This is a genomic window from Nocardiopsis suaedae, from assembly GCF_027706745.1.
Lineage (GTDB): Bacteria > Actinomycetota > Actinomycetes > Streptosporangiales > Streptosporangiaceae > Nocardiopsis_A > Nocardiopsis_A suaedae.
This window is the reverse complement of sequence record NZ_JAQFWP010000067.1, coordinates 1-26,062: the sequence shown is the minus strand read 5'-3', so window position 1 is coordinate 26,062 and position 26,062 is coordinate 1. Positions and strand designations below refer to the sequence as shown.

The following is a 26,062-nucleotide window of genomic DNA, read 5'->3' as shown; positions in this document are numbered from 1 at the left end:
CCTCCGATGAACACACCCTAGCCGCGGGGCCGTACGGACGGTTACCGGGGGCGCGCGCCGGGGCACGTAGGAGTGCAGATGAGCACGCACACCGCGCCGTCCTCCACCTACCGCCTGCAGATGCGCCCGGCAGGCGGTCTCCGCGACGCCGCCGACACCGCCCCCTACCTGCACCGGCTGGGCGTGGGCGCGCTGTACACCGCGCCGCTGCTGGCCGCCCCCGGCTCCACGCACGGCTACGACTGGACCGATCCCCGGCGGGTCTGCCCCGACCTGGGCGGGGAGGAGGCGCGCGCGGCGCTGTCGGCCCGGCTGCGCGCCCTGGGGCTGGGCCTGGTGGTGGACATCGTGCCCAATCACATGTCGGTGGCCGTGCCCGAGGCCAACGCCTGGTGGTGGGAGGTGCTGCGGGACGGGCCCGGAGCCGGGCACGCCCGCTGCTTCGACATCGACTGGCGGCGCGGCCCGCTGGAGCTGCCGGTGCTGCCCGACGACGGCGACGGCGGTGCCGCCGCCCTGGACCGTCTGGAGCTGCGCGACGGCGCCCTGGAGCTGGACGGGCGCCGCTACCCGGTGGCGCCGGGGACGGCGCCGGAGGGGGACCGGTCGGACCCGGCGCGCGTGCATGAGGCCCAGCACTACCGCCTGGTGTCCTGGCGCCGCTCCCGCGAGGCCATGTCCTACCGGCGCTTCTTCGACGTCTCGGAGCTGGCGGCGCTGCGGGTGGAGGACCCGTGGGTGTTCGAGCGGGTCCACCGGGAGGTGCTGCGCTGGGCCGACGAGGGGGAGGTCGCCGGGCTGCGGGTGGACCACCCCGACGGGCTGGCCGACCCCGGGGGGTACCTGCGCCGCCTGCGGGCGCGCTTCGGCGGGTGGATCGCGGTGGAGAAGATCCTGGCGCCGGGGGAGGACCCGCCGCCGACCTGGCCGGTCGAGGGGACCACCGGATACGACGCCCTGCGCGAGGTGTGCGGGGTGTTCGTCGACCCGGAGGGCGAGGCGCCGCTCACCCGGCTCGCGGAGGAGCTGGGGGCGCCCGGGGACCCGGGGCCGGTGGAGGAGGAGTGCAAGCGCCGCGCCGCCGTGGAGGCGCTGGCGGCCGAGACGCGCCGGATCGCCGGTGCGCTGGACCGCGCCGACGGGCGCGTGGGCTCCGGCGGCCCGTCGGCTCCGGCCCCCGCCCCCTCGCCCGCCGCCTTCCGTGCGGTGGCCGAGCTGCTCGCCGCCTTCCCCGTCTACCGCACCTACCTGCCCGAGGGGGAGGGGCGCTGGGCGGAGGCGGTGCGGCGCGCCGGGGAGCGCGCCCCGGACGCCGCCGCGGAGGTGGGCCGGATCGACCGCGTCGTCCGCGCCGACCCCGGCGGCGAGGCGGCCGTGCGGATCCAGCAGACCAGCGGCATGGTGATGGCCAAGGGGGTGGAGGACACCGCCTTCTACCGGGCGACGCGGTTCATCGCGCTCAACGAGGTCGGCGGCGACCCGTCGGAGTTCGGGGTGTCCGTGGACGCCTTCCATGCCGCCCAGGCCCGCCGGGAGGCGTCCCGCCCGCACGCGATGACCGCGCTGTCCACGCACGACACCAAGCGGTCGGAGGACGTGCGGGCGCGCCTGGCGGTGATCGCCGAGGTCCCCGATGCCTTCGCGGACCTGGTGCGCGAGGGGACCGCCCGGTGCGGGCTGAGCGAGCCCTCGCTGAACCTGCTCGCCTGGCAGACGCTGGTGGGGGCGTGGCCGATCAGCGCGGCGCGCCTGCGCGACCACCTGCTCAAGGCGGCGCGGGAGGCGAAGCTGGCCACGTCCTGGACCGACCCGGACCCGGCGTTCGAGGAGGAGGTGCGGACCTGGCCGGAGCGGGTGATGTCGGACGGGCGCACCGCCTGCGCGGTGGAGGGGTTCGTGGCCCGGATCAGGGCGCACGGGTGGGCCAACGCGCTGGGGCAGAAGCTGGTGCACCTGCTCATGCCGGGGGTGCCGGACGTGTACCAGGGCACGGAGCTGTGGGACATGTCGCTGGTCGACCCGGACAACCGGCGGCCGGTCGACTTCACCGCCCGGGAGGTGGTGCTCGAACGGCTGGAGTCGGGCAGGCGGCCCCCGGTGGACGCGTCGGGCGAGGCGAAGATGCACGTGGTCCGCCAGGCGCTGCGCCTGCGCCGCCGCAGGGACCTGCGCGGCTACCTGCCCCTGCGCACGGAGGGCGCGGCGGCGGGCCACGCGGTCGCCTTCGCGCGCGGGCCGGGCGGCGCGGTCGCGGCCGTGGCCACGCGGCTCCCGGCCGGGCTGGCGGAGGCGGGGGGATGGGGCGACACGGTCCTGCCCCTCCCGTCGGGGCCGGGCCGGTGGAGGGACCTGCTGAGCGGGCGCGAGGTGGAGTCCCCGGCCGGGAGCCGCCCCGCGGCCCCGAGGCTGGCGGACGTGCTGGCCGAGTACCCGGTCGCCCTGCTGGAACGCAGGGAGTGAGCGGAGGGCCGGGCGAAGCCGGACACGGGCGGTTCCCGGGCCTTGCTCCCCGGCCGTCGGGTCCTCAGCGCCAGGGGCGAAGACGGCGACGGACCAGCGGGTGCCCCGCCCACTGTCTCCGGCCGGATGGTGGGCGCCAGGGCGCGGGGCGGCGACGACAGAGGTCGGCGGCCCTATCCGCTGCGTTGTCGATCGCACGGAGGACGCGTGGTCGCCGCCCCTCCGGTGACTCCGCACACGCCCGCCATCCGACAGCGCTGCCGCACGGGCCGCTCCCCTTCGTCGTCGCTGCCCTCCGCCTGGCACCTCGCCGACCCGCCTCCTGGCCACGCTCCGTGAGCGGGACCCAGCCCACCCCGGCGCCGCCGGGTGGGCCTGGCCCCGGCCTCCACGCTCTACAGTGGACGGCGATCATGGCTACCTCGCGCGACGACGACCGGCACCACCCTGTCCTGGACCGGCTCCGGATGCCCCCGGCGGTCCTCGGCTCCCTCGCCTGCCCTCACTGCGGGCACCCGATCCGCCCGGAGGGCAACGCCCTGCGCTGCGCCTCGGGGCACTCCTTCGACGTCGCCAAAGAGGGGTACGCCGGGCTCCTCACCGGTGCCCGGCCCACCGGGACCGCCGACACCGCCGACATGGTGCGCGACCGGCAGGGCTTCCAGGAGGCCGGGCACTACGCCCCCCTCGCCTCCCGCATCGCCGAGGCCGCCGCCCCCGCCCTGGTCGGCGGCGGGCTGGCCGCCGACGTCGGCGCCGGTACCGGCTACTACCTCTCCCGCGTCCTCGACCGCTCCTCCGACGCCCTCGGCATCGGGCTCGACCTGTCCAAATACGCCCTGCGCCGGGCCGCGAAGGCCCACCCGCGGGCCGGGGCCGCCGCCTGCGACGCCTGGCGCGGCCTGCCGCTGCGCGACGGCACCGTGTCCGTCCTGCTCAACGTCTTCGCCCCGCGCGGCGCCGACGAGTTCCACCGGGTGCTGCGCCCCGGCGGCGCCCTCGTCGTCGTCACCCCGGGCGCCGACCACCTGGGCGAGCTCGTCGGCGCCCTCGGCCTCGTCTCCGTCGACGCCCGCAAGGAGGAGCGCCTGGAGGACACGCTCTCGGCCCGGTTCGAGCGCACCGGCGGCGAGGACGTCGCCTACCCCATGCGCCTGCCCCGCCCCGACGCCCTGACCGTCGCGGGCATGGGCCCCAGCGCCCGCCACCTCGCCCCCGGCGAGCTGGAGCGCCGCGCCGACGCGCTGCCCGACCCGGTCGAGGTCACCGCCTCCTTCCGCATCGGGGTGTACCGGCCCCGGTAGGGGGCGCCGGCCCCGCGTGGCCGCGCTCGTCGGCGGGTACGGGCACCCCGTGGACAACGGCGCTGGTGACCGGCTCGGTGTGTGGGCCCCGGAGTACGACCGGGTCCGCCTGCGGGCCGACGGGCAGGACCGGGACATGGAACCGCGGCCGGGAGGCCGGTGGGTGCTCGGCGGCCCGCCTCCCGCCCCCGGCACGGACTACGCCTTCCTCTTGGGCGACGACACCGATCCGCTGCCCGACCCGCGGTCGGCGTGGCAGCCGTACGGCGTCACCGGCCCCTCCCGCGCCTACGACCACTCCGCCTTCCCCTGGACCGACGGCGGCTGGCGCGGCCGCGCCCTGCCCGGGTCGGTCCTGTACGAGCTGCACGTCGGCACCTTCACCGCCGAGGGCACCTTCGACGCCGCCGTGGGGCGCCTCGACCACCTGGCCGACCTGGGGGTCGACCTGGTCGGGCTGATGCCGGTCAACGCCTTCGACGGCGAGCGCGGCTGGGGCTACGACGGCGTCCTGTGGTACGCCGTCCACGAGCCCTACGGCGGCCCCGACGGGCTCAAGCGCTTCGTCGACGCCTGCCACGCCCGCGGCCTGGGCGTCGTCCTCGACGTCGTCTACAACCATCTGGGCCCCTCCGGGGCGACACTGCCCCGCTTCGGCCCCTACTTCTCGACCGGTGCCACCGCCTGGGGGCCGTCCCTCAACCTCGACGGACCCGGCTCCGACGAGGTGCGCCGCTACGTCCTCGACAACGCCCTGGGCTGGCTGCGCCACTACCACCTGGACGGACTGCGCCTGGACGCGGTGCACGCGCTGCACGACACCCGCGCCCTCCCGCTCCTGCCCGAGCTGTCGGCCGAGGTGGAGGCGCTCGCCGCCGGGCTCGGCCGCCCGCTGTCGCTGATCGCCGAGACCGACCGCAACGACCCCCGCACGGTGCGCCCGCGCTCCGCCGGAGGGCTGGGCATGGACGCCCAGTGGTCCGACGACCTGCACCACGCCCTGCACACCGCGCTCACCGGGGAGACCCACGGCTACTACGCCGACTTCGCCGGCCCCGCCGCGCTGCCGCGCACGCTGCGCCGCACCTTCCTGCACGACGGCGGGTACTCGTCGTTCCGGGGCCGCTGCCACGGCGCCCCCGTCGACCCCTCCGCCGACTCCGGTGCCCGCTTCCTGGCCTACCTGCAGACCCACGACCAGGTCGGCAACCGCGCCCTGGGCGACCGCCTGTCCGCGTCGGTCCCGCCCGCGCTGCTGGTGTGCGGGGCGGCGCTGGTCCTGTGCTCGCCCTACACGCCGATGCTGTTCATGGGGGAGGAGTGGGCGGCCTCCACCCCCTGGCGGTTCTTCGCCTCCTTCCCCGACCCCGGCCTGGCCGAGGCGGTGCGCCGGGGGCGGCGCCGGGAGTTCGCGGCGCACGGGTGGACCGACGCGGTGCCCGACCCCATGGACCCGGCCGCGCGCGAGTCCTCCGTCCTGGACTGGGCCGAGCGCGGGGCCGACCCCCACCGCGCGGTGCTGGACGCCTACCGGGAGCTGATCGCGCTGCGCCGCGCCCGCCCGGAGCTGGCCGACCCGCGCCTGGACCGGTTCACCGTGCGCGCCTCCGACGACGGCCGGGTGCTGGTGCTGCACCGCGGCCCGCTGCGGGTGGCGTGCAACCTGCGGCCGCATCCGGCCGATGCGGTGCTGGACGCCCCGGTCGAGCGGGTGCTGCTGGCCTCCTCGGACCCGCGGGTGCGGGGCGGCCGGGTCGGCCTGGACGGGCACGCGTTCGCGGTCGCCGAGGTCGCGGCCCCGGGCCCGGAGCACCCCGGGCCTCCTTCCGGCTAGGAGTGCGAAAACCGTTAAGAACTCGCTGATCGTCTTCGTTATCAGTTGCCTATCTCAAGATTCACCCCTGAAACAGTTGACGAATCGGGGTGTGCGTGCTGATCATGGGGCACCGCACCCGAATCGGACAATGGGCAAGGGGCCATGAGCACGAACACCGCGCAGGAAGCGACCCCAGGCGACGCCCGGAGACTCTCGGACGCCGCCCGGGACCACCTGTGGATGCACTTCACCCGCCACTCGACCTTCGAGGACGGCGCCCGCGTCCCCGTCATCACCCGCGGCGACGGGGTCCACATCTGGGACGCCGAGGGCCGCCGCTACATCGACGGCCTGGCCGGCCTCTTCGTCGTCCAGGCCGGGCACGGGCGGCGCGAGATCGCCGAGGCGGCGTCGCGCCAGGCCGCCGACCTCGCCTACTTCCCGCTGTGGAGCTACGCCCACCCCGCCGCGATCGAGCTGGCCGAGCGCCTCACCGCGCAGACCCCCGGCGACCTGAACCGGGTCTTCTTCACCACCAGCGGCAGCGAGGCCGTGGAGACCGCCTGGAAGCTCGCCAAGCAGTACTTCTCGCTCACCGGCCGCCCCGAGAAGCGCAAGGTCGTCAGCCGCTCGGTGGCCTACCACGGCACCACCCACGGCGCCCTGTCCATCACCGGCGTCCCCGACCTGAAGAAGGTCTTCGAGCCGCTCGTCCCCGGCGCCCGCAAGGTGGCCAACACCAACCTGTACCGGGCCGACGAGATCACCGGCGAGACCGGGATGTCCAAGGACCCCGAGGCGTTCGGCCGCTGGGCCGCCCGCCAGGTCGAGCAGGCCGTCCTCAACGAGGGGCCCGAGACCGTCGCCGCCGTCTTCCTGGAGCCCGTGCAGAACTCCGGCGGCTGCTTCCCGCCGCCCCCCGGCTACTTCCAGGCGGTCCGCGAGATCTGCGACAAGTACGACGTGCTGCTGGTGTCCGACGAGGTCATCTGCGCCTTCGGGCGGGTGGGCCACATGTTCGCCTGCGAGCGCTACGGCTACACCCCCGACATCATCACCTGCGCCAAGGGCATGACCTCCGGCTACGCCCCCATCGGCGCGGCCATCGCCTCCGACCGGATCTTCGAGCCGTTCCGCGGGGGCTCCACCGCCTTCACCCACGGCTACACCTTCGGCGGCCACCCGGTCTCCTCGGCGGTCGCCCTGGCCAACCTCGACGTGTTCGAGCGCGAGGGGCTGACGGGGCACGTGCGCGCGAACGAGGCGGCGTTCCGATCCACCCTGGAGAAGCTCAAGGACCTGCCGATCGTCGGCGACGTGCGCGGCGACGGCTACTTCTACGGCATCGAGCTGGTGAAGGACCGGGAGACCCGGCAGACCTTCGACGCCGACGAGTCCGAGCGCATCCTGCGCGGCTTCCTGTCGGGCGCGCTCTTCGACGCGGGCCTGTACTGCCGCGCCGACGACCGCGGCGACCCGGTCATCCAGCTCGCCCCGGCCCTGGTCGCCGACCAGGCGGTGTTCGACGAGATCGAGCAGATCCTGCGCTCGGTCCTGACCGAGGCGGTGTCCCTGCTCTAAAGACCCAGCGCGGATCGGCGGCCCTGCATCGTTGATCTCGGGGAAAACGCCCCTAAAAGTTGGCCGGTAGCGTCGTTTCTCCCGAGATCAACGCGGAGGGGCCCCGGACACCGCACGGTGCCCGGGGCCCACGCCGTGCGCGGATTCCGCGGCGTCAATGGTCGACGAGTCCGCCGACGGGGACGGGAGGAACGTGTCCGGACGCCGGAAGGGTCCGCACGAGTTCGATCCCGACGTCCACCAGCGACGAACGGGGGAGGCTCGGGACATCGGTGAAGGGAGTCCACGCCGTCTCGACGGTGTCCGCGTCTTCCACCGGAGACGGCCCCGAGCCCGTCCCTGAGCGCTGCCCGTCGCCGCCGACCCGGACCCGGTAGAAGACGCCGACGTTCTGGTGCGCCACCCCCGCCCGTGCCACGGCCGGAGGGATCACCCGCGAATCCACGCCCAGGAGGCGCTCGACCTGCGCGCCGTATCCGGTCTCCTCCTCGACCTCCCGCGTCACCGCGTCGAACGGGTCCTCGCCGTGCTCGACCCTGCCGCCCGGAAGCGTCCAGTTCCCCGACACATGACGGGTGAGCAGCACCTTCCCGCCGTCGATGCACAGCGCATACGCCGCCAGGCGGAAGCTCGTCCCTTCCCGCCCGGCCTGGGCCCCCTCGGACGCGCCGTCGGTGTCGCCGCCCGTTCCGCTCTTCTCGCACATACGGCCATGATGGCCGTCGCCGGACCCGTGCGGCGGTCGGCGGCACGTTCGCCGTAAGGGCGCCGATCAGCCCGCGTGCCGCCCCCCGGCGCCGACGTTTCCGAGCCGACTCCCGGGCGCCCGTTCCGGGTCGATATCGTGGAAACACCTCCCAACCGCCCGATAGCGACCCGGCCGCGCGCTGCGCGGCCGCACCGAAAGGCCCGGCATGCGCGACCATCCGTCCGGGAGCGGGGCGCCTCCCGACGCGGCGCCGCGCGTCCTGCTCGTGGACAACCACGACTCCTACACTTTCAACCTGCACCAGCTCATCTGGCAGGTCGCCGGGACCGAGCCGCACACCGTGCCCAACGACGCCTTCGACCCGGCCGACGTCCTCGCCGGGGGCCACACCCACCTCGTCGTCTCGCCCGGCCCCGGCAGTCCGCACGTGCCCGGCGACATCGGCCGCCTTCCCGAGCTGCTGGAGGCCTTCCCCGGCCCCGTCCTCGGGGTGTGCCTGGGCCACCAGCTCCTCGCCGCGCTCGCGGGCGGCAAGGCCGAGCACGCCCCCCGCGTCATGCACGGCCGCGTCGACGAGGTCGCCCACGACGGGCGCGGGGTCTTCGCCGGGCTGCCCCAGGGGTTCCGGTGTGTGCGCTACCACTCCCTCGCCGTCCCCGAGCCGCTGCCGTCCGGCCTCGAAGCCGCCGCGCGCGCCTCCGACGGCGTCCTGATGGGGCTGCGGCACCGGACCCGGCCCGTGCACGGGGTCCAGTTCCACCCCGAATCGGTCGAGACCGAGTACGGACGCGAGCTCATCGCCAACTTCCTCGCCCTGCCCGCGGCCCCGACGGAACACACCGCGGCCGCGGGGGCGGCGCGCCCACCGGAGGAGCGGCCCCGGCCGCAGGCGGCGCCCCGCGCGTCGGAGGCCCCCGCTCCCGCCCCCGTCCACGACGTCCACGTGCGCGCCGTCGACCTGCACGTCGCCGCCGAGGACGTCTTCACCGCCCTGCACGCCGACGACGACCACGCCTTCTGGCTCGACAGCGCCCGCACCGCCTACGGCATGGGCCGCTACAGCTTCCTCGGCTCCGTCGACACCCGCCGTGACCCTCTACTCCGCTACAGCGCGGGGCCCGGCGCGCCCCGCCTGGAGGAGGTGCGCGGCGGAACCGCCCGCCCCCTCGACGGCGGCCTCTTCGACGAGCTGGCCCGCCGCACCGCCGCCGACCGCGTCGACCCCGCCGCCTTCCCGCTGCCCTTCCTCGGCGGCCTCGTCGGCTACCTGGGGTACGGCGCCGCCGACGGCACCTCCTCGGCCGGGCCCGTGCGCCCCGACCCGCGCGGCCCCGACGCCGAGTTCCTCACCGTCCGCCGCTTCCTGGCCGCCGACCACCTCACCGGGGCCGCCTGGCTCGTGCACACCGGCGGGACCGCGGCCGAGGCCGCCGCCTGGTTCGACGGCTACGAGGCGCGGCTGCGCGCCGTGAGCCCCGCGCCGCCCCCGCCGCCGCCCGCCCCCCAGGGGGCGGCCGCCGCCTCCGTCACCCGCCGGGGCTACCTGGACGACCTGGACACCGTCCGCTCCTGGCTCCTCGACGGCGAGAGCTACGAGGCCTGCTACACCTACGCCATGGAGGCCGCCGCCCCCGGCGAGCCCCGCGGACTCCTCGCCGCCTACCGGCGCCTGCGCCGGGACAACCCCGCCCCCTACGCGGCCTACCTGCGCAGCGGGGACCGCACCGTCCTCAGCGCCTCCCCGGAGCGGTTCCTGGACGTCGACGCGCACGGCTGGGCCGAGAGCAAGCCCATCAAGGGCACCGCCGCCCGGCGGGCCGACCCCGGCGACGACGCGCAGGCCGCGCGCGAACTGGCCGCCGACACCAAGACCCGCGGCGAGAACCTGATGATCGCCGACCTCATCCGCAACGACCTGGGCCGCGTGTGCCGCCCCGGCAGCGTCCAGGTGCCGCGCCTGATGGGCGTGGAGTCCTACGCGACCGTGCACCAGCTGGTGACCTCGGTCAAAGGGCGCCTGCGCGCCGACCGCGGCGCCGTCGACTGCCTGCGCGCCCTGTTCCCCGGCGGATCGATGACCGGCGCCCCCAAGGAGCGCACCGTCGCCCTCCTCGACGCCCTGGAACACCGCCCGCGCGGCCCCTACGCGGGCTGCCTGGGCTACCTCGGCTTCAACGGGACGGCCGACCTGAGCATCGTCATCCGCACCCTGGTGTGCGACGGGGACCGGGCGCGCCTGGGCACCGGCGGAGCCATCACCGCGATGTCCGACCCCGAAGAGGAACACCGCGAGACCCTCCTGAAGGCGGCGGCGGTCCTCCGCAGCATCGGCGCCGAACCCCCGGCCGATTCCCGCTGAGGGAGCGAGAGACCTCACGTCGCGGCGCCCCTGCCCCGGCGGGCGGGGCGCATAGTCTTTGCCCAGTCGCAATGGGGCGGCCGCGCGCCGCGGCACGGGAGAGTGGCCAGTGCACGGAGAGTACAAGGTTCCGGGCGGAAAGCTCGTCGTCGTCGACTTCGAGGTGGAGGACGGGCGGCTGCGGCACGTCCGCGTCGCGGGGGACTTCTTCCTCGAACCCGACGAGGCGCTCGAGGAGATCGACCGCGCGCTCGAAGGGGCGCCGGCCGACACCGACGCCAAGGCGCTCGCCGGGCGCATCGAGAGCACCCTGCCCGAGGGCACGGTCATGTTCGGGTTCTCGGCCGAGGCCGTGGGCGTCGCCGTGCGCCGCGCGCTGGCCCACGCCACCACCTGGAGCGACTACGACTGGCAGCTCATCAAGGACGGGCCGCACGCCCCCGAGGTGCACATGGCCCTGGACGAGGTCCTCACCCGGGAGGTGGCCTCCGGTCGCCGCGACCCGACCCTGAGGTTCTGGGAATGGGACCGCCCGTCGGTGGTCATCGGCAGCTTCCAGTCCCTGCGCAACGAGGTCGACCCGGACGGGGCCCGGCGCCACGACGTGACGGTCGTGCGGCGCATCAGCGGCGGGGGCGCCATGTTCCAGGAGCCGGGCAACAGCATCACCTATTCGCTGTACGTTCCCGAGGCGATGGTGCACGGCATGCCGTTCGTCGACAGCTACGCCTACCTGGACGACTGGGTGCTGGGGGCGCTCGGCGACCTGGGCGTGGACGCCTGGTACCAGCCGTTGAACGACATCGCCTCCAAGGGCGGCAAGATCGCCGGAGCGGCCCAGAAACGGGTGTCGGCGCACGGGTCGGCCGTGCTGCACCACGTGATGATGGCCTACGACATCGACGCCGAGAAGATGACCGACGTCCTGCGCATCGGCAGGGAGAAGCTGTCGGACAAGGGCACCAGGAGCGCCCAGAAGCGGGTGGACCCGCTGCGGCGGCAGACGGGGCTCTCGCGCGAGCAGGTGATGGACGCGATGGTGGCGACGTTCCGCGAGCGCAACGGCCTGACCGAGGACACTCTGACCGGCGAGGAGCTGGAGACCGCCCACGAACTGGCCGTCACCAAGTTCGGGTCGCGGGACTGGACCGCACGCGTACCGTGACGGCGCCCGGCGCGGGGCCCCTTCCCGCCCCGCCTGAGCGGGGAGGGAAGGGGAGCGCCTACTCGACGAGGAGCACCTCCAGCGTCCGGGGCCCGTGGACGCCCTCGATCCGCTCCAGCTCGATGTCGCTGGTCGCCGACGGGCCGCTGATCCACGTCTGCGGCAGCGCGGGCTCCAGCCGCTCCACCGCCTCGGGCACCGAGTCCACCACCTGGCGGGCCCGCACCACGCACAGGTGGTAGTCGGGCACCAGCGTCAGGGCTCTGCGCCCCTGGTGCTCGCCGGTGTCCAGGATGATGGTGCCGGTCTCGGCCACCGCCACCGCGCACCCGGTCACCGTGCCGTCCACCGCGTCCAGCTCGGGCACGGTCAGCACCCGCTCCTCCCACGGGGAGTCCCGCAGCACCTCCACGGCGCTGTCGGCGAACCACTCCGCGGGCGCGTCCCCCGGCACCGCCACCCGGGCGGCGCCGCGCCGCGCCAGCGCCTCGGCGACCGCCCCGGGGAGCCCGTCCTCGGCCACCCGGTGCACCTGCGCCTTGTAGTCCTCCAGCCGGTCCACCAACAGGTCCAGCGCGGGCCCTTGGCGGTGGGTCCTGTCGTACCGGCGCAGCACCGGGACGTCACCGGGGTCCTCGCCCCGGGGGACGTCCGCCAGCGCGGCGCGCACCTTGGCCAATACGCGCTCACGCGAACCCAGTGAACCCTGCGGGCCGCTCATCGCCGCTCCTCTCCGCCCCGGCCGTCCCGGGACCGCTCCCGCCACCAGTCGCGGAAGGGCCGTTCGGGGATGTCGGGCACGTCCCGGGTGTCGGTCCAGGCCGCCCCGGGGCCGGGCAGCCTCCGGGGCACCGCCCCGCGCAGCGCCGAAGCCGCGCGCTGGGCCGCGTGCAGACGTTTGGGCCCCTCCAGCACCCACTCCGCCGCCGCCATGGCCGCCTTCTCCGGGCCCGGACGCTTGCCGTCGACCACCTTCTCGCGCAGGTGCACCAGCACCTCGGGGATGTCGATGGCCACCGGGCACACCTCGTAGCACGCCCCGCACAGCGACGAGGCGAACGGCAGCGCCTTCTCCACCGGCCCCTGCACGCCCTGCAGCTGCGGGGTCAGGATCGCTCCGATCGGACCGGGGTAGACCGACCCGTAGGCGTGGCCGCCGGTGCGCTCGTAGACCGGGCAGATGTTCAGGCACGCCGAGCAGCGGATGCACCGCAGCGCCTGGCGCCCCACCTCGTCGGCGAGGGTGTCGGTGCGCCCGTTGTCCAGCAGCACCAGGTGGAACTCCTGCGGCCCGTCCCCGGGGGTCACCCCCGTCCACACGGTGCTGTAGGGGTTCATCCGCTCGCCGGTGGAGGAGCGCGGCAGCAGCTGCATGAACACCTCCAGGTCCGACCAGCTCGGCACCAGCTTCTCGATGCCCACCACCGAGATCAGCGTCTCGGGCAGCGTCAGGCACATCCGCCCGTTGCCCTCGGACTCCAGCACCACCAGGCTGCCGGTGTCGGCCACGGCGAAGTTCGCCCCGGACACCGCGACCTTGGCGTCCAGGAACTTCTGCCGCAGGTGCCGCCGGGCGGCCTCGGCCAGCTCGCGCGGGTCGTCGCCGAGCCCCTCGGGGGCGGGCACCCCCCACTCGCCCATCCGCTCGCGGAAGACGCGCCCGATCTCGGCGCGGTTGCGGTGGATGGCCGGCACCAGGAAGTGCGAGGGCAGGTCCTCGCCGAGCTGCACGATCAGCTCGGCCAGGTCGGTCTCGTAGGCGGTGATGCCCTCGGCCTCCAGGGCGTTGTTGAGCTCGATCTCCTGGGTGGCCATCGACTTGACCTTGACCACCTCGCGCTCGCCGGTGGCGCGCACCAGCCGGGTCACGATCGCGCGCGCCTCATCGGCGTCCGAGGCCCAGTGCACGGTGCCGCCCGCGGCGGTCACCGACTCCTCCAGGCGTTCCAGGTACCGGTCCAGGTGGCGCAGGGTTCGGTCTTTGAGCGCGCGGCCGGCCTCGCGCAGCTCGGCCCAGTCGTCCAGCTCCTCCACCACCTCGCCGCGCTTGCCGCGGATGGTGCCGGTGGCCTTGCGCAGGTTGTGCCGGAGCTGGGCGTCGGCGGTGGCGCCGCGTGCGGCGTCGGGGAAGGCGGGCATCCCTACGAATGTCGCGCTGCTCATGCGAGGGCGGGCTCCCGTTCGGTCGAGGCGAGGATCTCTGCCAGGTGCACGACGCGCATGCCCGCGCGCTCACGGCTGAGCGTCCCGCCGATGTGCATCAGGCAGGAGTTGTCGACGGCGCAGAGCACTTCGGCGCCGGTGGAGGCGGCGTTGCGGGCCTTGTCCGAGCCCATGGCCGCCGAAACGTCGGGGTTCTTCACCGCGAACGTGCCGCCGAAGCCGCAGCACTCGGCGGACCCGGGCAGGTCGACCAGCGTCAGCCCGCGCACGTTGCGCAGCAGCCGGTAGGGCCGCTCGCCCAGGCGCAGCATCCGCAGCCCGTGGCAGGTGGGGTGGTAGGTGACGGTGTGCGGGAAGTAGGCGCCCACGTCGGTGACGCCGAGCACGTCCACCAGCAGTTCGGACAGGTCGTACACGCGCGGCCCCAGCTCGGCGGTGGCGCGCTGCAGGCGGCTGCCGTCCTCGCCCAGGCGCGGGTAGTTGTCGCGGATCATCGCCGCGCAGGAACCCGACGGGGCGACGACGGCGTCCGCGTCCTCGAACGTGCGCACGAAGCGCACGGCGAGGCGCTGGGCGTCGCGCCGGTACCCGGAGTTGTAGTGCATCTGGCCGCAGCAGGTCTGGTCCTCGGGGAAGACGACCTCGTGGCCCAGCCGCTCCAGCAGCCTCACCACCGCGCGCCCGGTGCCCGGGTACAGCGTGTCGTTGACACAGGTGACGAAAAGGGCGATCCGCATGCGCTCCCTCATCTCCAGGGCCGCTCCGGTGGGACGGCCCGCGGGGTCGGTTCGGTGCCGACACTCGGGCGTGGGCCTGTGCGGACCCCCGCGCCCGCCCGCCCGGCCCCTGAACGGGACCGGGCGGGCGGAGGCGTCCGCCGGGCTCACCCTAGACGCGGGCCCGGGCGCCGGCCCGGCGGCGGGAGGGCGTGTCGGCCCGTCCTGCCCGCCCCCGCTCAGGCGGCGGCCAGCACTTGGCGCTGGCCGCCCAGCAGGTCCACCTCCAGTTCCATCACGTCGCCGGGGCGCAGGTAGGGGGTGTCCGGCCGGGTCATGGCCACCCCGGCGGGGGTGCCGGTGATGACGACGTCGCCCGGGCGCAGCGCCATGAAGCGGCTCAGGTGCCGCACCAGGTAGGGCACGCCGAAGAGCATCTTCGCGGTCGAGCCGTCCTGGACCAGCTCCCCGTTGACCCGGGTGCGCAGCCCGAGCGAGGCGGTGCCGCCCGCGCCCAGCTCGTCGGGGGTGGCCAGCCACGGGCCCAGCGGGGTGAACGTCTCGAAGGACTTGCCCTTGCCCCACTGGCCGCCGTGGCCGAACTGGTGCTCGCGCTCGGTGACGTCGTTGGCGACCGCGTACCCGGCCACCGCCGCCTCGGCCTCGGCGTCGGTCTCCAGGTAGCGGGCGGTGCGCCCGATCACCACGGCCAGCTCCACCTCGTGGTCGGTGGCCGCGCAGCCGCGGGGGATGCGCACCGGGTCGTAGGGGCCCACCACGGTGTCGGTGGGCTTGATGAACACGATGGGCCGCTCGGGGGGTTCGGCGCCGGTGGCGGCCGCGTAGTCGGCGTAGTTGGTGCCGATGCCGATGATCTTGCCGTGCGGGGCGACCGGTGGGCCCACACGGGGCCCCTCCGGGGTCCCGGCGCCGGCGGCCCCGGGCAGCACCGGCAGCTCCCCGGCCTCCAGCGCGGCGTGGGCCCGCTCCAGGCCGCCTCCGGACAGGAAGTCGCCGTCGATGTCGGGGGCGATCGCGGACAGGTCGAGGGGGACGCCCTCGGGGGACAGGGCGGCGGGCCGTTCGGCCCCGGGCGGTCCGATTCTCAGCAGCTTCACGGTGCAGGCCTTTCCGTCGGCGGCGACCGCGGCCGGGGGGCGGCGCGCGGTCGCGTCGATTGGTCTGATCAGTTCGGTGCTGTCCGTCCGCCGATGTCCCGGGATCGGGCCGGTAGATGACGGTGTGGTCGGCGTCATGTGGGCGAAGTGGTCGGATCACTTCTACGTGCAGGGGTGCGAAGGTGTCAAGATGGGCGGAGGAGAACGCATCCGCGCGGGCCGACCCGGCCCGCCGCCCCTGAGAGGACCCCGCGTGAGCCCGACCGACGGCCCGAGCGCCGCGCCGCCCGCGACGCGCATGCCGGTGACCCGGCGCCCCATCGAGCGGATCAAGGCGATGATCGCCGAGGGGCGGCTGCGCCCCGGCGACCGCCTGCCCACCGAGCGGGACCTGGCGCACGAGTTCGAGGTCTCGCGCAGCTCCATGCGCGAGGCGGTGCGCACGCTGACCACCCTGGGCGTACTGGAGGTGCGGCACGGCGCGGGGGTGTACGTGTCCTCGCTGCGCCCGGCCGACCTGCTGGAGACCTTCTCGGTGCTGGCCGAGATCTCCCAGGGCGACACCCTGATCGAGGTGCTGCAGGTGCGCCGGATGCTGGAGCCGGCCGCCACCGCGCTGGCCGCCGCCCGCGCCACCGACGCCCAGCTGGAGCGGGTCGGCGCCATCCTGGACCGGATCTCCTCGGGCAGCGGCGGGCGCGAGACGGTCGCCGCCGACCTCACCTTCCACCAGGCGATCGTGCAGATCACGGGGAACGCCACGCTGGCGGCGATCAACGAGGGGCTGTCCTCGCGCACCTTCAACGCGCGGGTGTGGCGGGGGCACTGCGCCGACGGCCAGGCGGCCCGGCTGCGCCAGGACCACGAGCGCATCTACCAGGCGCTGCTGGCCCGCGACCCCGACGCGGCGCGCGCGGCGGCCACCATGCACGTGATGGAGGTCGAGCGGTGGCTGCGGGCGGACCTGGAGACCGCCACGGCGGAGGAGGCCGCGGCGCCCGGTGCGGCCGAGGCGGGGTGAGCGGCCTCACAGCCAGGGGTAACAGCGGCGTCACCGGGCGTCGACGGGGCGCAACCTGCGGCGGGCACCATCGCCGTCATGGACGCAGTCGAGACGGCACACGCACCTGATCCCGACCGCACTCCGTACGGGGCGCGCGGCGGAACTCCGCACGGCCTCTTCGGCTTCATGGGCAGAGAGGCGCTGGAACTGGGCGCGCTCCTGCTCGCCGGGGGAGCGGCGCACCTGCTGGTGCTCTCACTCGGGCACAGCGAGGGCGGGGGAGCGCTGCTCATCGCGTTGGGGGCCGCCCTCGTGGCGGGGGCCTCGATGCACCGCTGGCTGCGCCACCGCCGACAGGCCCGTGCGGGCCGCGCCCGCCGCGGCCGCGCCGCACCGGGAACGGGCGCGCGCCCTCCGGGCGAGCGGCTGTGGCGGCTCCGCGTCGCCGTGGACGACCTGCCCGGCGGTCTGGCCGCGCTCACCGGCCGCATGGCCGAGCTGGGCGCGGACATCCGGCTGGTGCAGGTCCACCCGGGAGCGGGAGAGGCCCTGGACGACTTCTTCCTCACCGCGCCCGGACCGGTCGGGCCGGAGCGGCTGCGCGCGGCGGTGGCGCGCGCGGGCGGGCACGCGCCCGTGGTCGAGCCCGCCGACGTGCGCGACCTGCGCGACACCACCGGACGCGCGCTCTCCCTGGTGGCGGCGGTGGCCGGAGGGGTGCCGCTGGCGGAGGCGCTGGCCGACCTGTGCGGCGCGGACGGGGCCGAGCACGTGGCCGCGCCCCCGGAGGGGACGGCCCCCGACGAGCCGGCCGGGACCGCGCTGTGCCTGTCCGTCCCCGGGGGAGGCCACATCCTGCTTCGGCGCGAGCGGGTGCCGTTCACCGCCGTGGAGTTCGCCCGCTGCCAGGCCTTCATCGGGGCAGCGGCGGCCATGTCGCGCCCGGCCGCACCGCTGGGGGCGGCGTGATCCCCCGCGACCGGATCGAGCCGGGGGCGACCCACGGGCCGCCCCCGCCGCTACCCCACTCCCTCCCAGCGCAGCGGCAGGTGCGAGATGCCGTTGATGAAATTCGACGTCAGGCGCTTCACCGGGCCGTCGCGTTGCGGGCACGGCAGGATGCGCAGCATCTCCGTGAGGAAGATCCGCATCTGCAGCCGTGCGAAGTGCGCGCCCAGGCACAGGTGCGGCCCGTCGCCGAACGCCAGGTGGTCGTTGGGCGAGCGCCCCGCGTCGAACCGGTCGGGGGCGGCGAACGCCCGCTCGTCGAAGTGCGCCGAGCAGTGGTACACCACCACCTTGTCCCCGGCCCGGATGCGCCGACCGCCCAGCTCGGTGTCGCGCACCGCCGTGCGCCGGAACGTCAGCACCGGCGGGTGCCAGCGCAGCATCTCCTCGACCGCCGACGGCACCAGGCCCGGGTCGGCCGCCAGCCGGGCGTGCTCGCCGGGGTGGTCGGCCAACGCCAGCACCCCGCCGGGCAGGGCGCTGCGCACCGTGTCGTTGCCCGCGATGACCAGCAGGAAGAAGAACATCCGCAGCTCTTCGGGGGCCAGCCCGCGCCCGTCCACCTCGGCGTTCACCAGCGCCGTCACCAGGTCCTCGCCCGGGCGGCGGCGCTTGGCCGCGGCCAGCTCGTCCGCGTAGTCGAACATGTCCCGGAGCCGGGCGGGGGAGCGGGGGTCGACCGGGCGCCCGTCCGCGTCCAGGACCGGTTCGGCGTGCTCATCGTCCTGGTAGCCGATCACCCGGTTGGTCCACTCCAGCATGAGGTGCCGGTCGCCCGGCGGCATGCCGAGCAGGTCGGCCAGGTTGCTCAGCGGGAAGTCGTCGGTCACCTCCACCGGCAGGTCGCAGCGGCCGCGCTCGGCGACCGGCTCCAACAGGGCGCGGGCGCGCGCGGTGACCGTGTCGGTGAAGCGCTCCAGCCGCCTGCGGGTGAACGCCGGGGTCACCAGCCGCCGCAGCCGCATGTGCTCGGGCGGGTCCATGTTCAGGATCGTCCGGCGGATGAACGGCAGGTCGTCCGGGTCGGGATCGCGGATCTGGGTGGCGCCCGCGTGCGAGGAGAACACCTCCGGGGTGCGCAGCACGTGCCGCACGTCCGCGTGCCGGGTGACCGCCCAGAAGCCGGGGCCCGCCGGCCACCCGCCCACCTCGTGCTCGGACTGCCAGGAGACCGGGTCGTCCTCGCGCAGCCGCCGCAGCGCGGCGTGCGGGACGCCGCGGGCGAACACCCGCGGGTCGAACACGTCCGGGGCGGGCGCCGGAGCGCTCACGTGCGGCCCGCCAGGTGCCGCTCGATGGAGGTGGCCAGCGCCACCGGCACCTCGTCGGCCGGGTAGTGCCCGGCGTTGCCCAGCACCTCGATCTCGGCCGAGGGGTACCAGGCGCCGAAGGTGGGCCGCAGGGCGTCGGCGCCCAGGGCGGGGTCGTGCTCCCCGGCGACCGCCAGCACCGGCACCGGGCTGCCCTCGATCTCCTCGTGCAGGTCGGTGTCGGCCCAGGCCCGCAGGTAGGCGGCGAAGGCCTCGCGGTCGGAGTTCTCCAGCGAGTGCGCCACGACCGCGTCCAGCCACACGCCGGTCAGCCTCTTGCCGGTGGTCATGTCCACGATCGCCCGGCGCAGCGCCGGGTCGTCGGCGGCGCCGTCGAACACCGCCCGCGTCTCGGCGTCGAACGGCACCCCGGAGGCGGGCACCGGTGACACCCCCACCATCGCCCGCACCCGGTCGGGGGCGTCGGCCAGCACCCGCTGCATCACGATGCCGCCCATCGAGTGGCCCACCAGCGAGAACCGGTCCCAGCCCCGCGCGTCGGCCAGGGCGAGCACGTCGGCGGCGGCCTCGGCGAGGGTGAACTCCCCGGACTCGCCCCTGCGGCGGCCGTAGCCGCGGTAGTCGGGGAAGGCGTAGGTGAAGGCGTCCCGGTCCAGGTGCGGCCAGAGCGGCGCCCAGGCCTCCCCGGACCCGAACCACCCGTGCAGGGCGATCACCGGGTGGGCGCCCCCGCCGATCCGGCGGCAGCCCTCGGTCCATCCAGCGGTCATTCGCGTGCCTCCTCGAACGCGCGGCTCCGACGCCAGGAGCCTCACCCGCGGCGCCCGCCCCGTCAAGGGGCCGCGCGCGATCGGGCCCCTCCCGCCACACGGGGCCCGGCTGTAGGGTAAGCGCGTTCCGCGGCCCGGCCGCGGAACCCCGTGCATTCCCCACACGGACGGAGAACCAGGTGAGACGGCGTGAGTTCGTCAAGGCGGGCGTCGGCGGCGCGGCCCTGGCCGCGGCGGCGGGCGGTACGGCGCAGGCCGAGGAGGGCCGGGCGCCCGCGGACACCGGGGCCGACAGCGTGCCCCGGGTGCTGGAGGAGGCCGCCCCGGCGGGCCGGGGCACGGTGCGCCCCGGCATCGGGGTCGACTACGTGGCGGTGGAACCGGAGTCGGGCGGCGCCGCCGAGGTGCGGTTCGCGACCGGAGAGGGCCTGACCCCGTGGCGCCCGGTGCGCGTCGAGGGCGGTCGCGACGACAAGCCCGCGACCGCCGCGCTGGCCGCGGCGCCGCGGGGCTGCACCGGTTATGAGGTCCGGTGCGAGGGAGGCGTCGCCCGCAGCACGGCCCTGAACGTCACCGACGGGCCGCGGGTGCGCATCGGGGGCCGCCGCACCGGCGGGCTCCGCACCGACATGGGCGCGGCCGGGGCCCAGGACCTGGCCTACCTGACCCGGGCGGGCTGGGGGGCGGACGAGTCGCTGCGCTTCGACGACTCGGGCGAGGAGGTGTGGCCCACCGCGTACTACCCCGTGCAGACGATCACCGTGCACCACACGGCGACCGAGCTGAGCGGCGACTACGCCGCCGACGTGCGCGGCATCTACCACTACCACGCGGTCACGCAGAACTGGGGCGACATCGGCTACCACCTGCTGATCGACCCCGACGGCCGGGTCTACGAGGGGCGCTACTCGGGCGGGGACGGGCTGCCCGTCTTCGCCGAGCCGCCCTCGCCGGGGTCGGCCGAGTCGGTGACCGCGGGCCACGTGTACCTGATGAACAGCGGCAACATCGGCATCTGCGTGATGGGCGACTTCACCGGCGCCATGCCCACCGACGCGGCGGTGGACTCGCTGGTGACGGTGCTGCGGCTGCTCTGCGAGCGGACCGGAGTACCGCCCAACAGCGAGGTGGAGTACGTCAACCCGGTCAACGGCGAGTCGTCGGTGCAGATGGGCGTGACGCGCCACCGCGACTGGATGGCGACCGAGTGCCCGGGCGACACCTTCGCCGCCGCGTTCGACGAGGCGGTCCGTCCGCGCCTTGAGGGCGGCTACGCCTGACCCGCCGGGTGCGCCGGACGCGGTGAGGGCCGGGGAGCGCTGCTCCCCGGCCCTCTGCGCGCCGGTACGGCGGGCGGTTCAGCCGCCGTGGGTGACGCCGATCTTCTGGCAGGCGTTGTAGTCGCCGGTCACCGAGAGGATGTTCAGCGGCCCCTCCCAGTTCCAGGGCGCGATGGCGCAGGGCGCCACGTCGCCGTTGATCAGCGCGTAGCTGTCACCGCCGCCGTTGTGGTGGTGCCCGTCGCCGCCGTAGCCGCCCGCGTAGGCGGGGGCGGCGGCGCCGAACGCGGCGGCGGTCAGGGCGGCGACCGCGAAGGCCTTCTTCATGGTGGTCACTCCGTTCGAGTCCGGTGGTGCGGATCGTTCACGGCCGGTCGGGCCGTCGGCGCGGCGGGGCCGCCCGGGGTGCGGAGCGCGGAGCCGGAAGGGGGTGCGCCGCTCCCGGCTCCGCTCTCGTCCCACCTCGCAGCGTCCACCGCGCGGAGGAAGCCTCGGTGCGAGGGTCAGCCGCCGTGGGTGACGCCGATCTTCTGGCAGGCGTTGTAGTCGCCGCTGGGCGACAGGATGTTCAGCGGCCCCTCCCAGTTCCAGGGCGCCACGGTGCAGGGCAGCACGTCGCCGTTGATCAGCGCGTAGCTGTCGCCGGCGGAGGCCGCGGGCGCGGTGGCCATCAGGGCGCCGGCCGCGACGGCCGCGACCGCGAGGAACTTCTTCACGGGTTCTCCTCATACGAGAGACAGGGTCAGGGGCGGTCGGCCCCCTTTTGGTCACGACGAACAGTAGCGGAATGACTACCCAATGTGAAGAGGGGGAGGTCGGGGGTGTGTCGCGGCTCGCCTTGTGCGGTGGTCGAATCGGGACACTGCGGACCCCGGCCCCGCCGGGCGAGGCGCAGGTTTCGGCGGACCGAATCACGGCATCGGCGACACGCCGGGACGGAACGGTCGCCGCGCGCCGCCGCGCGCGCGGCCCACCGGCCGGTGGGAGGATCGGGCCCATGGAACACGAGCTTCACCTGACCGGGGACGCCGGCGCCGACGCGCTGCTGTCGTCGGACCCGCTGGCGCTGATGATCGGCATGCTCCTGGACCAGCAGGTGGCGATGGAGACGGCCTTCGCCGGGCCGAAGAAGATCGCCGACCGGATGGGCCGCGACCGCCTCGACGCCGCCGAGATCGCCGGGCAGGCCCCCGAGGCCTTCGCCGAGCTGTTCTCGCAGACCCCGGCGGTGCACCGGTTCCCCGGGGCGATGGCCAAGCGCGTGCAGGCGCTGTGCGGGGCGATCGTCTCGGAGTACGGCGGACGCGCCGACGCGGTGTGGACCGAGGGCGGTCCGGACGGCAAGGAGGTCCTCAAGCGCCTCAAGGCCCTGCCGGGTTACGGCGACCAGAAGGCGAAGATCTTCCTGGCGCTGCTGGGCAAGCAGATGGGCGCCCGCCCGGAGGGCTGGCGCGAGGCCGCGGGCGCCTACGGCGAGGACGGTGCGCGCCGGTCCATCGCGGACGTGGTCGACGACCAGACCCTGAACGAGGTCCGCGAGACGAAGAAGGCCATGAAAGCGGCGGCGAAGGCGAAGAAGTCCTGACGGCGGTCGGCGGGCGCCCTGCCGAACGCGGGGCGCCCGCCGAAAGGGCGGGTCAGGCCTCGAAGATGTCCTCGGTCTTCTCGACGGTCGCGGCCGCGAACAGCCACGTCCTCAGCTTCTCACCGTCGGTGCAGGCCGTGATGCGGTCACGGACGCCGTCGTCGACCGCCTTGCCCCGCGCATGCAGGATGTCGAGGATCGCGGAGGCGCGCTCCTCGATGACACCTTCCTCGCGTCCCTTGGAGAAGTGCTCCTTGGCGAAGGGGCTGTACACGGGCCAGGCTGATGATGACATTGCGGCCTCCAGGTTGTTCTTGACCTGCTGTGACGCGAGGCGGTACGCGTATTCATAGTACTTCGAGGAGTCATCGGCTTCGAGCCGCGTCAGCCCTTCCATGAAGGTGTCGAGCACCCCGGGGGCGTACCCGTGCGCCATGACGCTCAACGCCGCCAACGCCGGGTCGGCTGCGGCGGTGTCGACGTCTTCGACGATAGGGATGTCCTTCGGGCCGACCGCCACTGGGGGGAAGGTATATCCGGGCAGCTCGGTCGCGATGGGCTGGGAGTAGTAGTCGGCGGCCGCCTGATCTGGACTGAACACCGCGATGATCGTCGTGCACCGGTGAAACAGCCAGAGCGCTGCGGCATAACGCGGGATCTGCCTGCGTTTTCCCTCGTCCTTCTCGTGCTGGACCTCCACCACGAAGATGCCCGAGGGGTGCGAGGGAAACCCTTGCGAGAACACGATGTCCGGGAAGAGGTCGCTTGACGGTCGGTCGTTGACTTCGTTCTTCTCCATCCGGAACGGCGCGTCCGGACGGATCTCGACGTCGGCTTTCATGCGGACGAGCCGCGCGATGGTCTGGGGGGAGTCGGCGGCCAGATCTTTGGCCGCGTCGTGTCGTTGTGATGGCACGCTCGGTGACATTAGCGGGGATTCGTCCACCGCGGGCGGGGTTCTGCGGAAGTGGAGGGTACCGGCGCCGATTCCGATCATGTGCCACCGAGGTGAGCAACTCTCAGTAGTATTACCGTTGCTCTACGTCCTGAGAGATCGGTAGTCGAACGGAGACCGCATGGCCCTGATCCGCCGTCATGTCCTTGATTCCGCCGCTGTGGCGGCCGTGCTCGGGGCCGCCGCCCCGGCCGGGGCCGCGGTCACCGGTGACGATGCGGCGCCTCCCGGCCCCGGCTTCGACAGCCCCTGTCCCGTGCCCGGCTCGCCGCCGTCCGAGGAGGACCGTGACGCCTACCTGTGCGGCGACCCGCGCCTGGGGCCCGACGAGGTCCCCGACGACGGCGTCGTGGGCGACCTCGTGGAGGACTACGACCGGCTCGGCCCCCTCAACCCCGTGGCCTTCCTCGCCCGGCACTGGGAGCGGGGGGTCGACCCCGACACCGGTGAGCCCTGGGAGGGGTGGGACTACCCGCCGCACGGCGGCTTCCAGGTCGAGGACGGCGAACCCGTCAAGGAGGTCGAGGAGGTCGCCGAAGGCTGGGCCCTGGACCGCTTCGGCTCCCCCTGGGGCAGCTACCTCGCCCCCGCGGGCGCCCCCTTCGAGCAGCGCTCCCTGCCGCCCGACGCGCTCAACACCTGGGAGGGCGGCCCCGAGCACAACTACCGGTGCTACGTGGTGACCGAGCCCTTCAAGGCCCAGATCGGCCCCATCGCCCCCGCCTTCGAGCAGCCCGGCGGCGGTGAGCAGATCCTCCTGGACCCCGCACTCGTCCCCGAGGCCGAAGGGGACGGCCGGCTCGGCGCCGACTCCCTCGTCGAATGGGGCTACATCGAGGACCGCCCGGCCGGGGACTGCGCCGACGGCGGCTGACCCGGCCCGGGAGCGGCCCCGCCCCGAACAGCCGGGACGCCCGCCCGGACCGTGGGTCCGGGCGGGCGGCGGCCGGGTCGGCGGGTCAGGACAGGAACTCGGTGTACAGGAAGAAGAGGCTCACCGCCGCCAGGCCGATCATCCCCACCCAGGCCCAGGCCAGCATGAACCGGGACGGCAGGTGGTCGCGCTCCTCGCCGGTGAAGTCCTTCAGCGCCCGGATGTTCAGCCAGTACAGCACCGGGGCGAAGAACAGCGCCAGCACCGAGGCGATCTGCACCACCAGGATCGGCTCGGGCAGGCCGAAGATGATCGCCGTGCCCGTGACCACCCACAGCACCTGGAAGCCCCGGTAGAGCCCCTTGCGGATGCGCGGGGCGTCCCACGCGCGGTGGATCCGCACGACGCACTCCTCGAACACCCGGGCCTGGCCGTCGAAGTAGGTGAACACCGTGGACCACAGCGCCGCGACGCCGCCGGCGATGATCACCGGGAAGATCCACGCGCCGAAGGTGTCGGTGTAGATGCTCGCGATGGTCGAGCCCATCTCCTGCGACTCGGGCACCACGCCGAGCGGGTTCAGCACCACCGCCCCGACGATCACGAACGCCATTCCGGTCAGCGCCGAGATGATGTAGGAGATGTTCATGTCCCGGCGCATCAGCTTGAGGTGGTTGCGCATGTAGTCCGGCGCCACCTCGACGTTGTGGCCCTGCGCGCGCAGCTCGCGCACCCGGACCATGCCGCTCTTCTTGTCCACCGCCCAGTTGGACTGCATGGGCGCCACCTCGACGGTGGTGGGGAAGTACCCCCACATGGCGCTGAACAGCAGCATCGCCCCGGCGGGCGGAAGCGCGGGCGCCAGCCGGAGCAGGTACTCCCCGGGCGGCGGCGACTGCAGCAGGAACGCCACGATCACCGCGGCGGCGAAGACGATGATCGCCACCTTCACCACCGCTTCGAGGGCCTGGTACCGGCCCAGCCACAGCACGCCGACGCAGGACACCAGCACCAGCACCGCCCAGTACGGCAGCGGCATGATCGGGAACGCCGCCCACAGCATCGCCGCGCACCCCAGGGCGCGTCCCGCGATGCCGAAGGTGTTCACGAGCGATTGGCCGCCCAGGTACCACAGCGGCCACATTCCGCGCCCTTTGCCGACGCGCTCGTAGGCCTCCATGATGCTCTCGCCCCGCACCAGGGTGTAGCGGTGCGCGAACTCGAAGGCGCAGTACTTCATGATGTAGGCGAACGGCACCACCCACAGCAGGGCGTAGCCGAACTGGGCGCCCGCGGTGGGCCCGTGCATGATGTGGCTGGCGCCGATGCCGGTCATCGCCGCGGCGATACCGGGCCCCATCGCCTTCCAGGTGTCGCGGAGGCCGGTGCCGGGGGCCTCCAGGCGGATGGGCGCGGACTCCTCCTGCGCGGAGGCCGCGGGCGCGTGCCCGTCACCGTCGGATTCGGCGGGCGGTCGGGGAGGAGGGACATGGGGCGCCTCGGTCTGCGGCGCGTGCGGCTGCTCGGCGGCGCTCGCGGCGCCGTCCTCGGGTACTCCGCCTGGTGCTCTACCGGCAGGATCCATGGGGTCGACTCCTTGGACGACAGTGCGGATGCGGGCGGGATGCACAGCCCCCATCAGCCCCCTTGGAACGCCTCGGGTCGCTGCTCTCGTACGTGGCCTTCTCCTGTCCTCGGGGTCGTCGGTACGGGCGGGGCCGCGGGCGGACGCGGCCGGGGCCCCGGGGCGCGGATGGCGGGCCGCGGCCCGGAGCGTGTGGCGGCTGGTGTGTCGGCTCGTGTGGCTGTCGGCGTGTCGGCGGGACGGGGGCCGGGAGGGTCGGAGGGGGCGGGCCGGCGGTGCCGGGGTGTCGGACGTGCCGCCGGTATCGGCACGTGCCGGCCGGGACGGATGCGAGGGATCC

General features: G+C 74.5%; 22 protein-coding genes. 11 read left to right on the top strand and 11 right to left on the bottom strand.

Annotated features, from left to right (window positions below):
* The first annotated feature begins 78 nt into the window (after window positions 1–78).
* The 4 genes from treY to O4U47_RS25765 all read left to right on the top strand — a co-directional run bounded on the left by treY (window position 79) and on the right by O4U47_RS25765 (window position 7,161).
* Window positions 79–2,460 (top strand): malto-oligosyltrehalose synthase, encoded by a 2,382-nt coding sequence (gene treY / locus O4U47_RS25780; protein ID WP_270680566.1) that lies wholly within the window; start codon window positions 79–81, stop codon window positions 2,458–2,460.
* 467 nt (window positions 2,461–2,927) lie between these two features.
* Complete coding sequence (locus O4U47_RS25775) at window positions 2,928–3,764, top strand: putative RNA methyltransferase (RefSeq protein ID WP_408639030.1); 837 nt, start codon at window positions 2,928–2,930, stop codon at window positions 3,762–3,764.
* Between the two features lie 16 nt (window positions 3,765–3,780).
* A complete protein-coding gene (gene treZ, locus O4U47_RS25770; protein ID WP_408639029.1) occupies window positions 3,781–5,598 on the top strand; it encodes a malto-oligosyltrehalose trehalohydrolase in 1,818 nt (605 codons plus the stop codon).
* Window positions 5,599–5,742: 144 nt separating this feature from the next.
* On the top strand, window positions 5,743–7,161 hold the full coding sequence (locus O4U47_RS25765; RefSeq protein ID WP_270680564.1) for an aspartate aminotransferase family protein: 1,419 nt from the start codon (window positions 5,743–5,745) through the stop codon (window positions 7,159–7,161).
* Window positions 7,162–7,315: 154 nt separating this feature from the next.
* Here O4U47_RS25765 and O4U47_RS25760 read toward each other — a convergent pair whose 3' ends face one another.
* A complete protein-coding gene (locus O4U47_RS25760; RefSeq protein WP_270680563.1) occupies window positions 7,316–7,867 on the bottom strand; it encodes an NUDIX hydrolase in 552 nt (183 codons plus the stop codon).
* A gap of 208 nt (window positions 7,868–8,075) precedes the next feature.
* On the opposite strand from O4U47_RS25760, the gene O4U47_RS25755 reads away from it, so the two are divergent.
* Together O4U47_RS25755 and O4U47_RS25750 are read left to right on the top strand one after the other, a co-directional pair.
* Window positions 8,076–10,229 (top strand): chorismate-binding protein, encoded by a 2,154-nt coding sequence (locus tag O4U47_RS25755; RefSeq protein ID WP_270680562.1) that lies wholly within the window; start codon window positions 8,076–8,078, stop codon window positions 10,227–10,229.
* A 109-nt stretch (window positions 10,230–10,338) separates the two neighbouring features.
* Complete coding sequence (locus O4U47_RS25750) at window positions 10,339–11,394, top strand: lipoyl protein ligase domain-containing protein (RefSeq protein WP_270680561.1); 1,056 nt, start codon at window positions 10,339–10,341, stop codon at window positions 11,392–11,394.
* 58 nt (window positions 11,395–11,452) lie between these two features.
* Here the strand turns inward: O4U47_RS25750 and O4U47_RS25745 are convergent, their stop codons facing one another.
* From O4U47_RS25745 to O4U47_RS25730, 4 genes are all read right to left on the bottom strand, one after another.
* The gene (locus O4U47_RS25745; RefSeq protein ID WP_270680560.1) at window positions 11,453–12,115 is read right to left on the bottom strand and encodes a LutC/YkgG family protein; all 663 of its coding nucleotides are present in this window, start codon (window positions 12,113–12,115) and stop codon (window positions 11,453–11,455) included.
* Window positions 12,112–13,557: a LutB/LldF family L-lactate oxidation iron-sulfur protein gene (locus O4U47_RS25740; RefSeq protein WP_270680559.1), complete on the bottom strand. Its 1,446-nt coding sequence runs from the start codon at window positions 13,555–13,557 to the stop codon at window positions 12,112–12,114. The genes O4U47_RS25745 and O4U47_RS25740 overlap by 4 nt, the downstream gene beginning before the upstream one ends.
* Window positions 13,554–14,294 (bottom strand): (Fe-S)-binding protein, encoded by a 741-nt coding sequence (locus tag O4U47_RS25735; protein ID WP_270680558.1) that lies wholly within the window; start codon window positions 14,292–14,294, stop codon window positions 13,554–13,556. The genes O4U47_RS25740 and O4U47_RS25735 overlap by 4 nt, the downstream gene beginning before the upstream one ends.
* Before the next feature lie 218 nt (window positions 14,295–14,512).
* Window positions 14,513–15,391 carry a fumarylacetoacetate hydrolase family protein gene (locus O4U47_RS25730; protein ID WP_270680557.1) on the bottom strand — a complete coding sequence of 293 codons (879 nt, stop codon included), beginning with the start codon at window positions 15,389–15,391 and terminating at the stop codon, window positions 14,513–14,515.
* Between the two features lie 298 nt (window positions 15,392–15,689).
* Here O4U47_RS25730 and O4U47_RS25725 point away from each other — a divergent pair, with 298 nt between their 5' ends.
* Window positions 15,690–16,412, top strand: a complete 723-nt coding sequence (locus tag O4U47_RS25725; protein ID WP_270680579.1) for a FadR/GntR family transcriptional regulator — start codon at window positions 15,690–15,692, stop codon at window positions 16,410–16,412.
* A 78-nt stretch (window positions 16,413–16,490) separates the two neighbouring features.
* The gene (locus tag O4U47_RS25720; RefSeq protein WP_270680556.1) at window positions 16,491–17,363 is read left to right on the top strand and encodes an ACT domain-containing protein; all 873 of its coding nucleotides are present in this window, start codon (window positions 16,491–16,493) and stop codon (window positions 17,361–17,363) included.
* Window positions 17,364–17,413: 50 nt separating this feature from the next.
* On the opposite strand, the gene O4U47_RS25715 is transcribed toward O4U47_RS25720, so the two are convergent.
* Together O4U47_RS25715 and O4U47_RS25710 are read right to left on the bottom strand one after the other, a co-directional pair.
* The gene (locus O4U47_RS25715) at window positions 17,414–18,673 is read right to left on the bottom strand and encodes a cytochrome P450 (RefSeq protein ID WP_270680555.1); all 1,260 of its coding nucleotides are present in this window, start codon (window positions 18,671–18,673) and stop codon (window positions 17,414–17,416) included.
* Window positions 18,670–19,443 (bottom strand): alpha/beta fold hydrolase, encoded by a 774-nt coding sequence (locus O4U47_RS25710; protein WP_270680554.1) that lies wholly within the window; start codon window positions 19,441–19,443, stop codon window positions 18,670–18,672. The genes O4U47_RS25715 and O4U47_RS25710 overlap by 4 nt, the downstream gene beginning before the upstream one ends.
* A 179-nt stretch (window positions 19,444–19,622) precedes the next feature.
* Here O4U47_RS25710 and O4U47_RS25705 point away from each other — a divergent pair, with 179 nt between their 5' ends.
* Window positions 19,623–20,723, top strand: a complete 1,101-nt coding sequence (locus O4U47_RS25705) for a peptidoglycan recognition protein family protein (protein ID WP_270680553.1) — start codon at window positions 19,623–19,625, stop codon at window positions 20,721–20,723.
* A 78-nt stretch (window positions 20,724–20,801) separates the two neighbouring features.
* Here O4U47_RS25705 and O4U47_RS25700 read toward each other — a convergent pair whose 3' ends face one another.
* Together O4U47_RS25700 and O4U47_RS25695 are read right to left on the bottom strand one after the other, a co-directional pair.
* On the bottom strand, window positions 20,802–21,050 hold the full coding sequence (locus tag O4U47_RS25700) for a hypothetical protein (RefSeq protein WP_270680552.1): 249 nt from the start codon (window positions 21,048–21,050) through the stop codon (window positions 20,802–20,804).
* Between the two features lie 176 nt (window positions 21,051–21,226).
* Window positions 21,227–21,439, bottom strand: a complete 213-nt coding sequence (locus O4U47_RS25695) for a hypothetical protein (protein WP_017625397.1) — start codon at window positions 21,437–21,439, stop codon at window positions 21,227–21,229.
* Window positions 21,440–21,720: 281 nt separating this feature from the next.
* On the opposite strand from O4U47_RS25695, the gene O4U47_RS25690 reads away from it, so the two are divergent.
* Window positions 21,721–22,308: an HhH-GPD-type base excision DNA repair protein gene (locus O4U47_RS25690; protein WP_270680551.1), complete on the top strand. Its 588-nt coding sequence runs from the start codon at window positions 21,721–21,723 to the stop codon at window positions 22,306–22,308.
* A 52-nt stretch (window positions 22,309–22,360) separates the two neighbouring features.
* On the opposite strand, the gene O4U47_RS25685 is transcribed toward O4U47_RS25690, so the two are convergent.
* Complete coding sequence (locus O4U47_RS25685; protein ID WP_270680550.1) at window positions 22,361–23,224, bottom strand: hypothetical protein; 864 nt, start codon at window positions 23,222–23,224, stop codon at window positions 22,361–22,363.
* Window positions 23,225–23,384: 160 nt separating this feature from the next.
* Here O4U47_RS25685 and O4U47_RS25680 point away from each other — a divergent pair, with 160 nt between their 5' ends.
* The gene (locus O4U47_RS25680; protein ID WP_270680549.1) at window positions 23,385–24,137 is read left to right on the top strand and encodes a TNT domain-containing protein; all 753 of its coding nucleotides are present in this window, start codon (window positions 23,385–23,387) and stop codon (window positions 24,135–24,137) included.
* An 85-nt stretch (window positions 24,138–24,222) separates the two neighbouring features.
* Here O4U47_RS25680 and O4U47_RS25675 read toward each other — a convergent pair whose 3' ends face one another.
* Window positions 24,223–25,722, bottom strand: coding sequence for an Nramp family divalent metal transporter (locus tag O4U47_RS25675; protein WP_270680548.1), 1,500 nt, complete (start codon window positions 25,720–25,722; stop codon window positions 24,223–24,225).
* Between the last annotated feature and the right edge of the window lie 340 nt (window positions 25,723–26,062).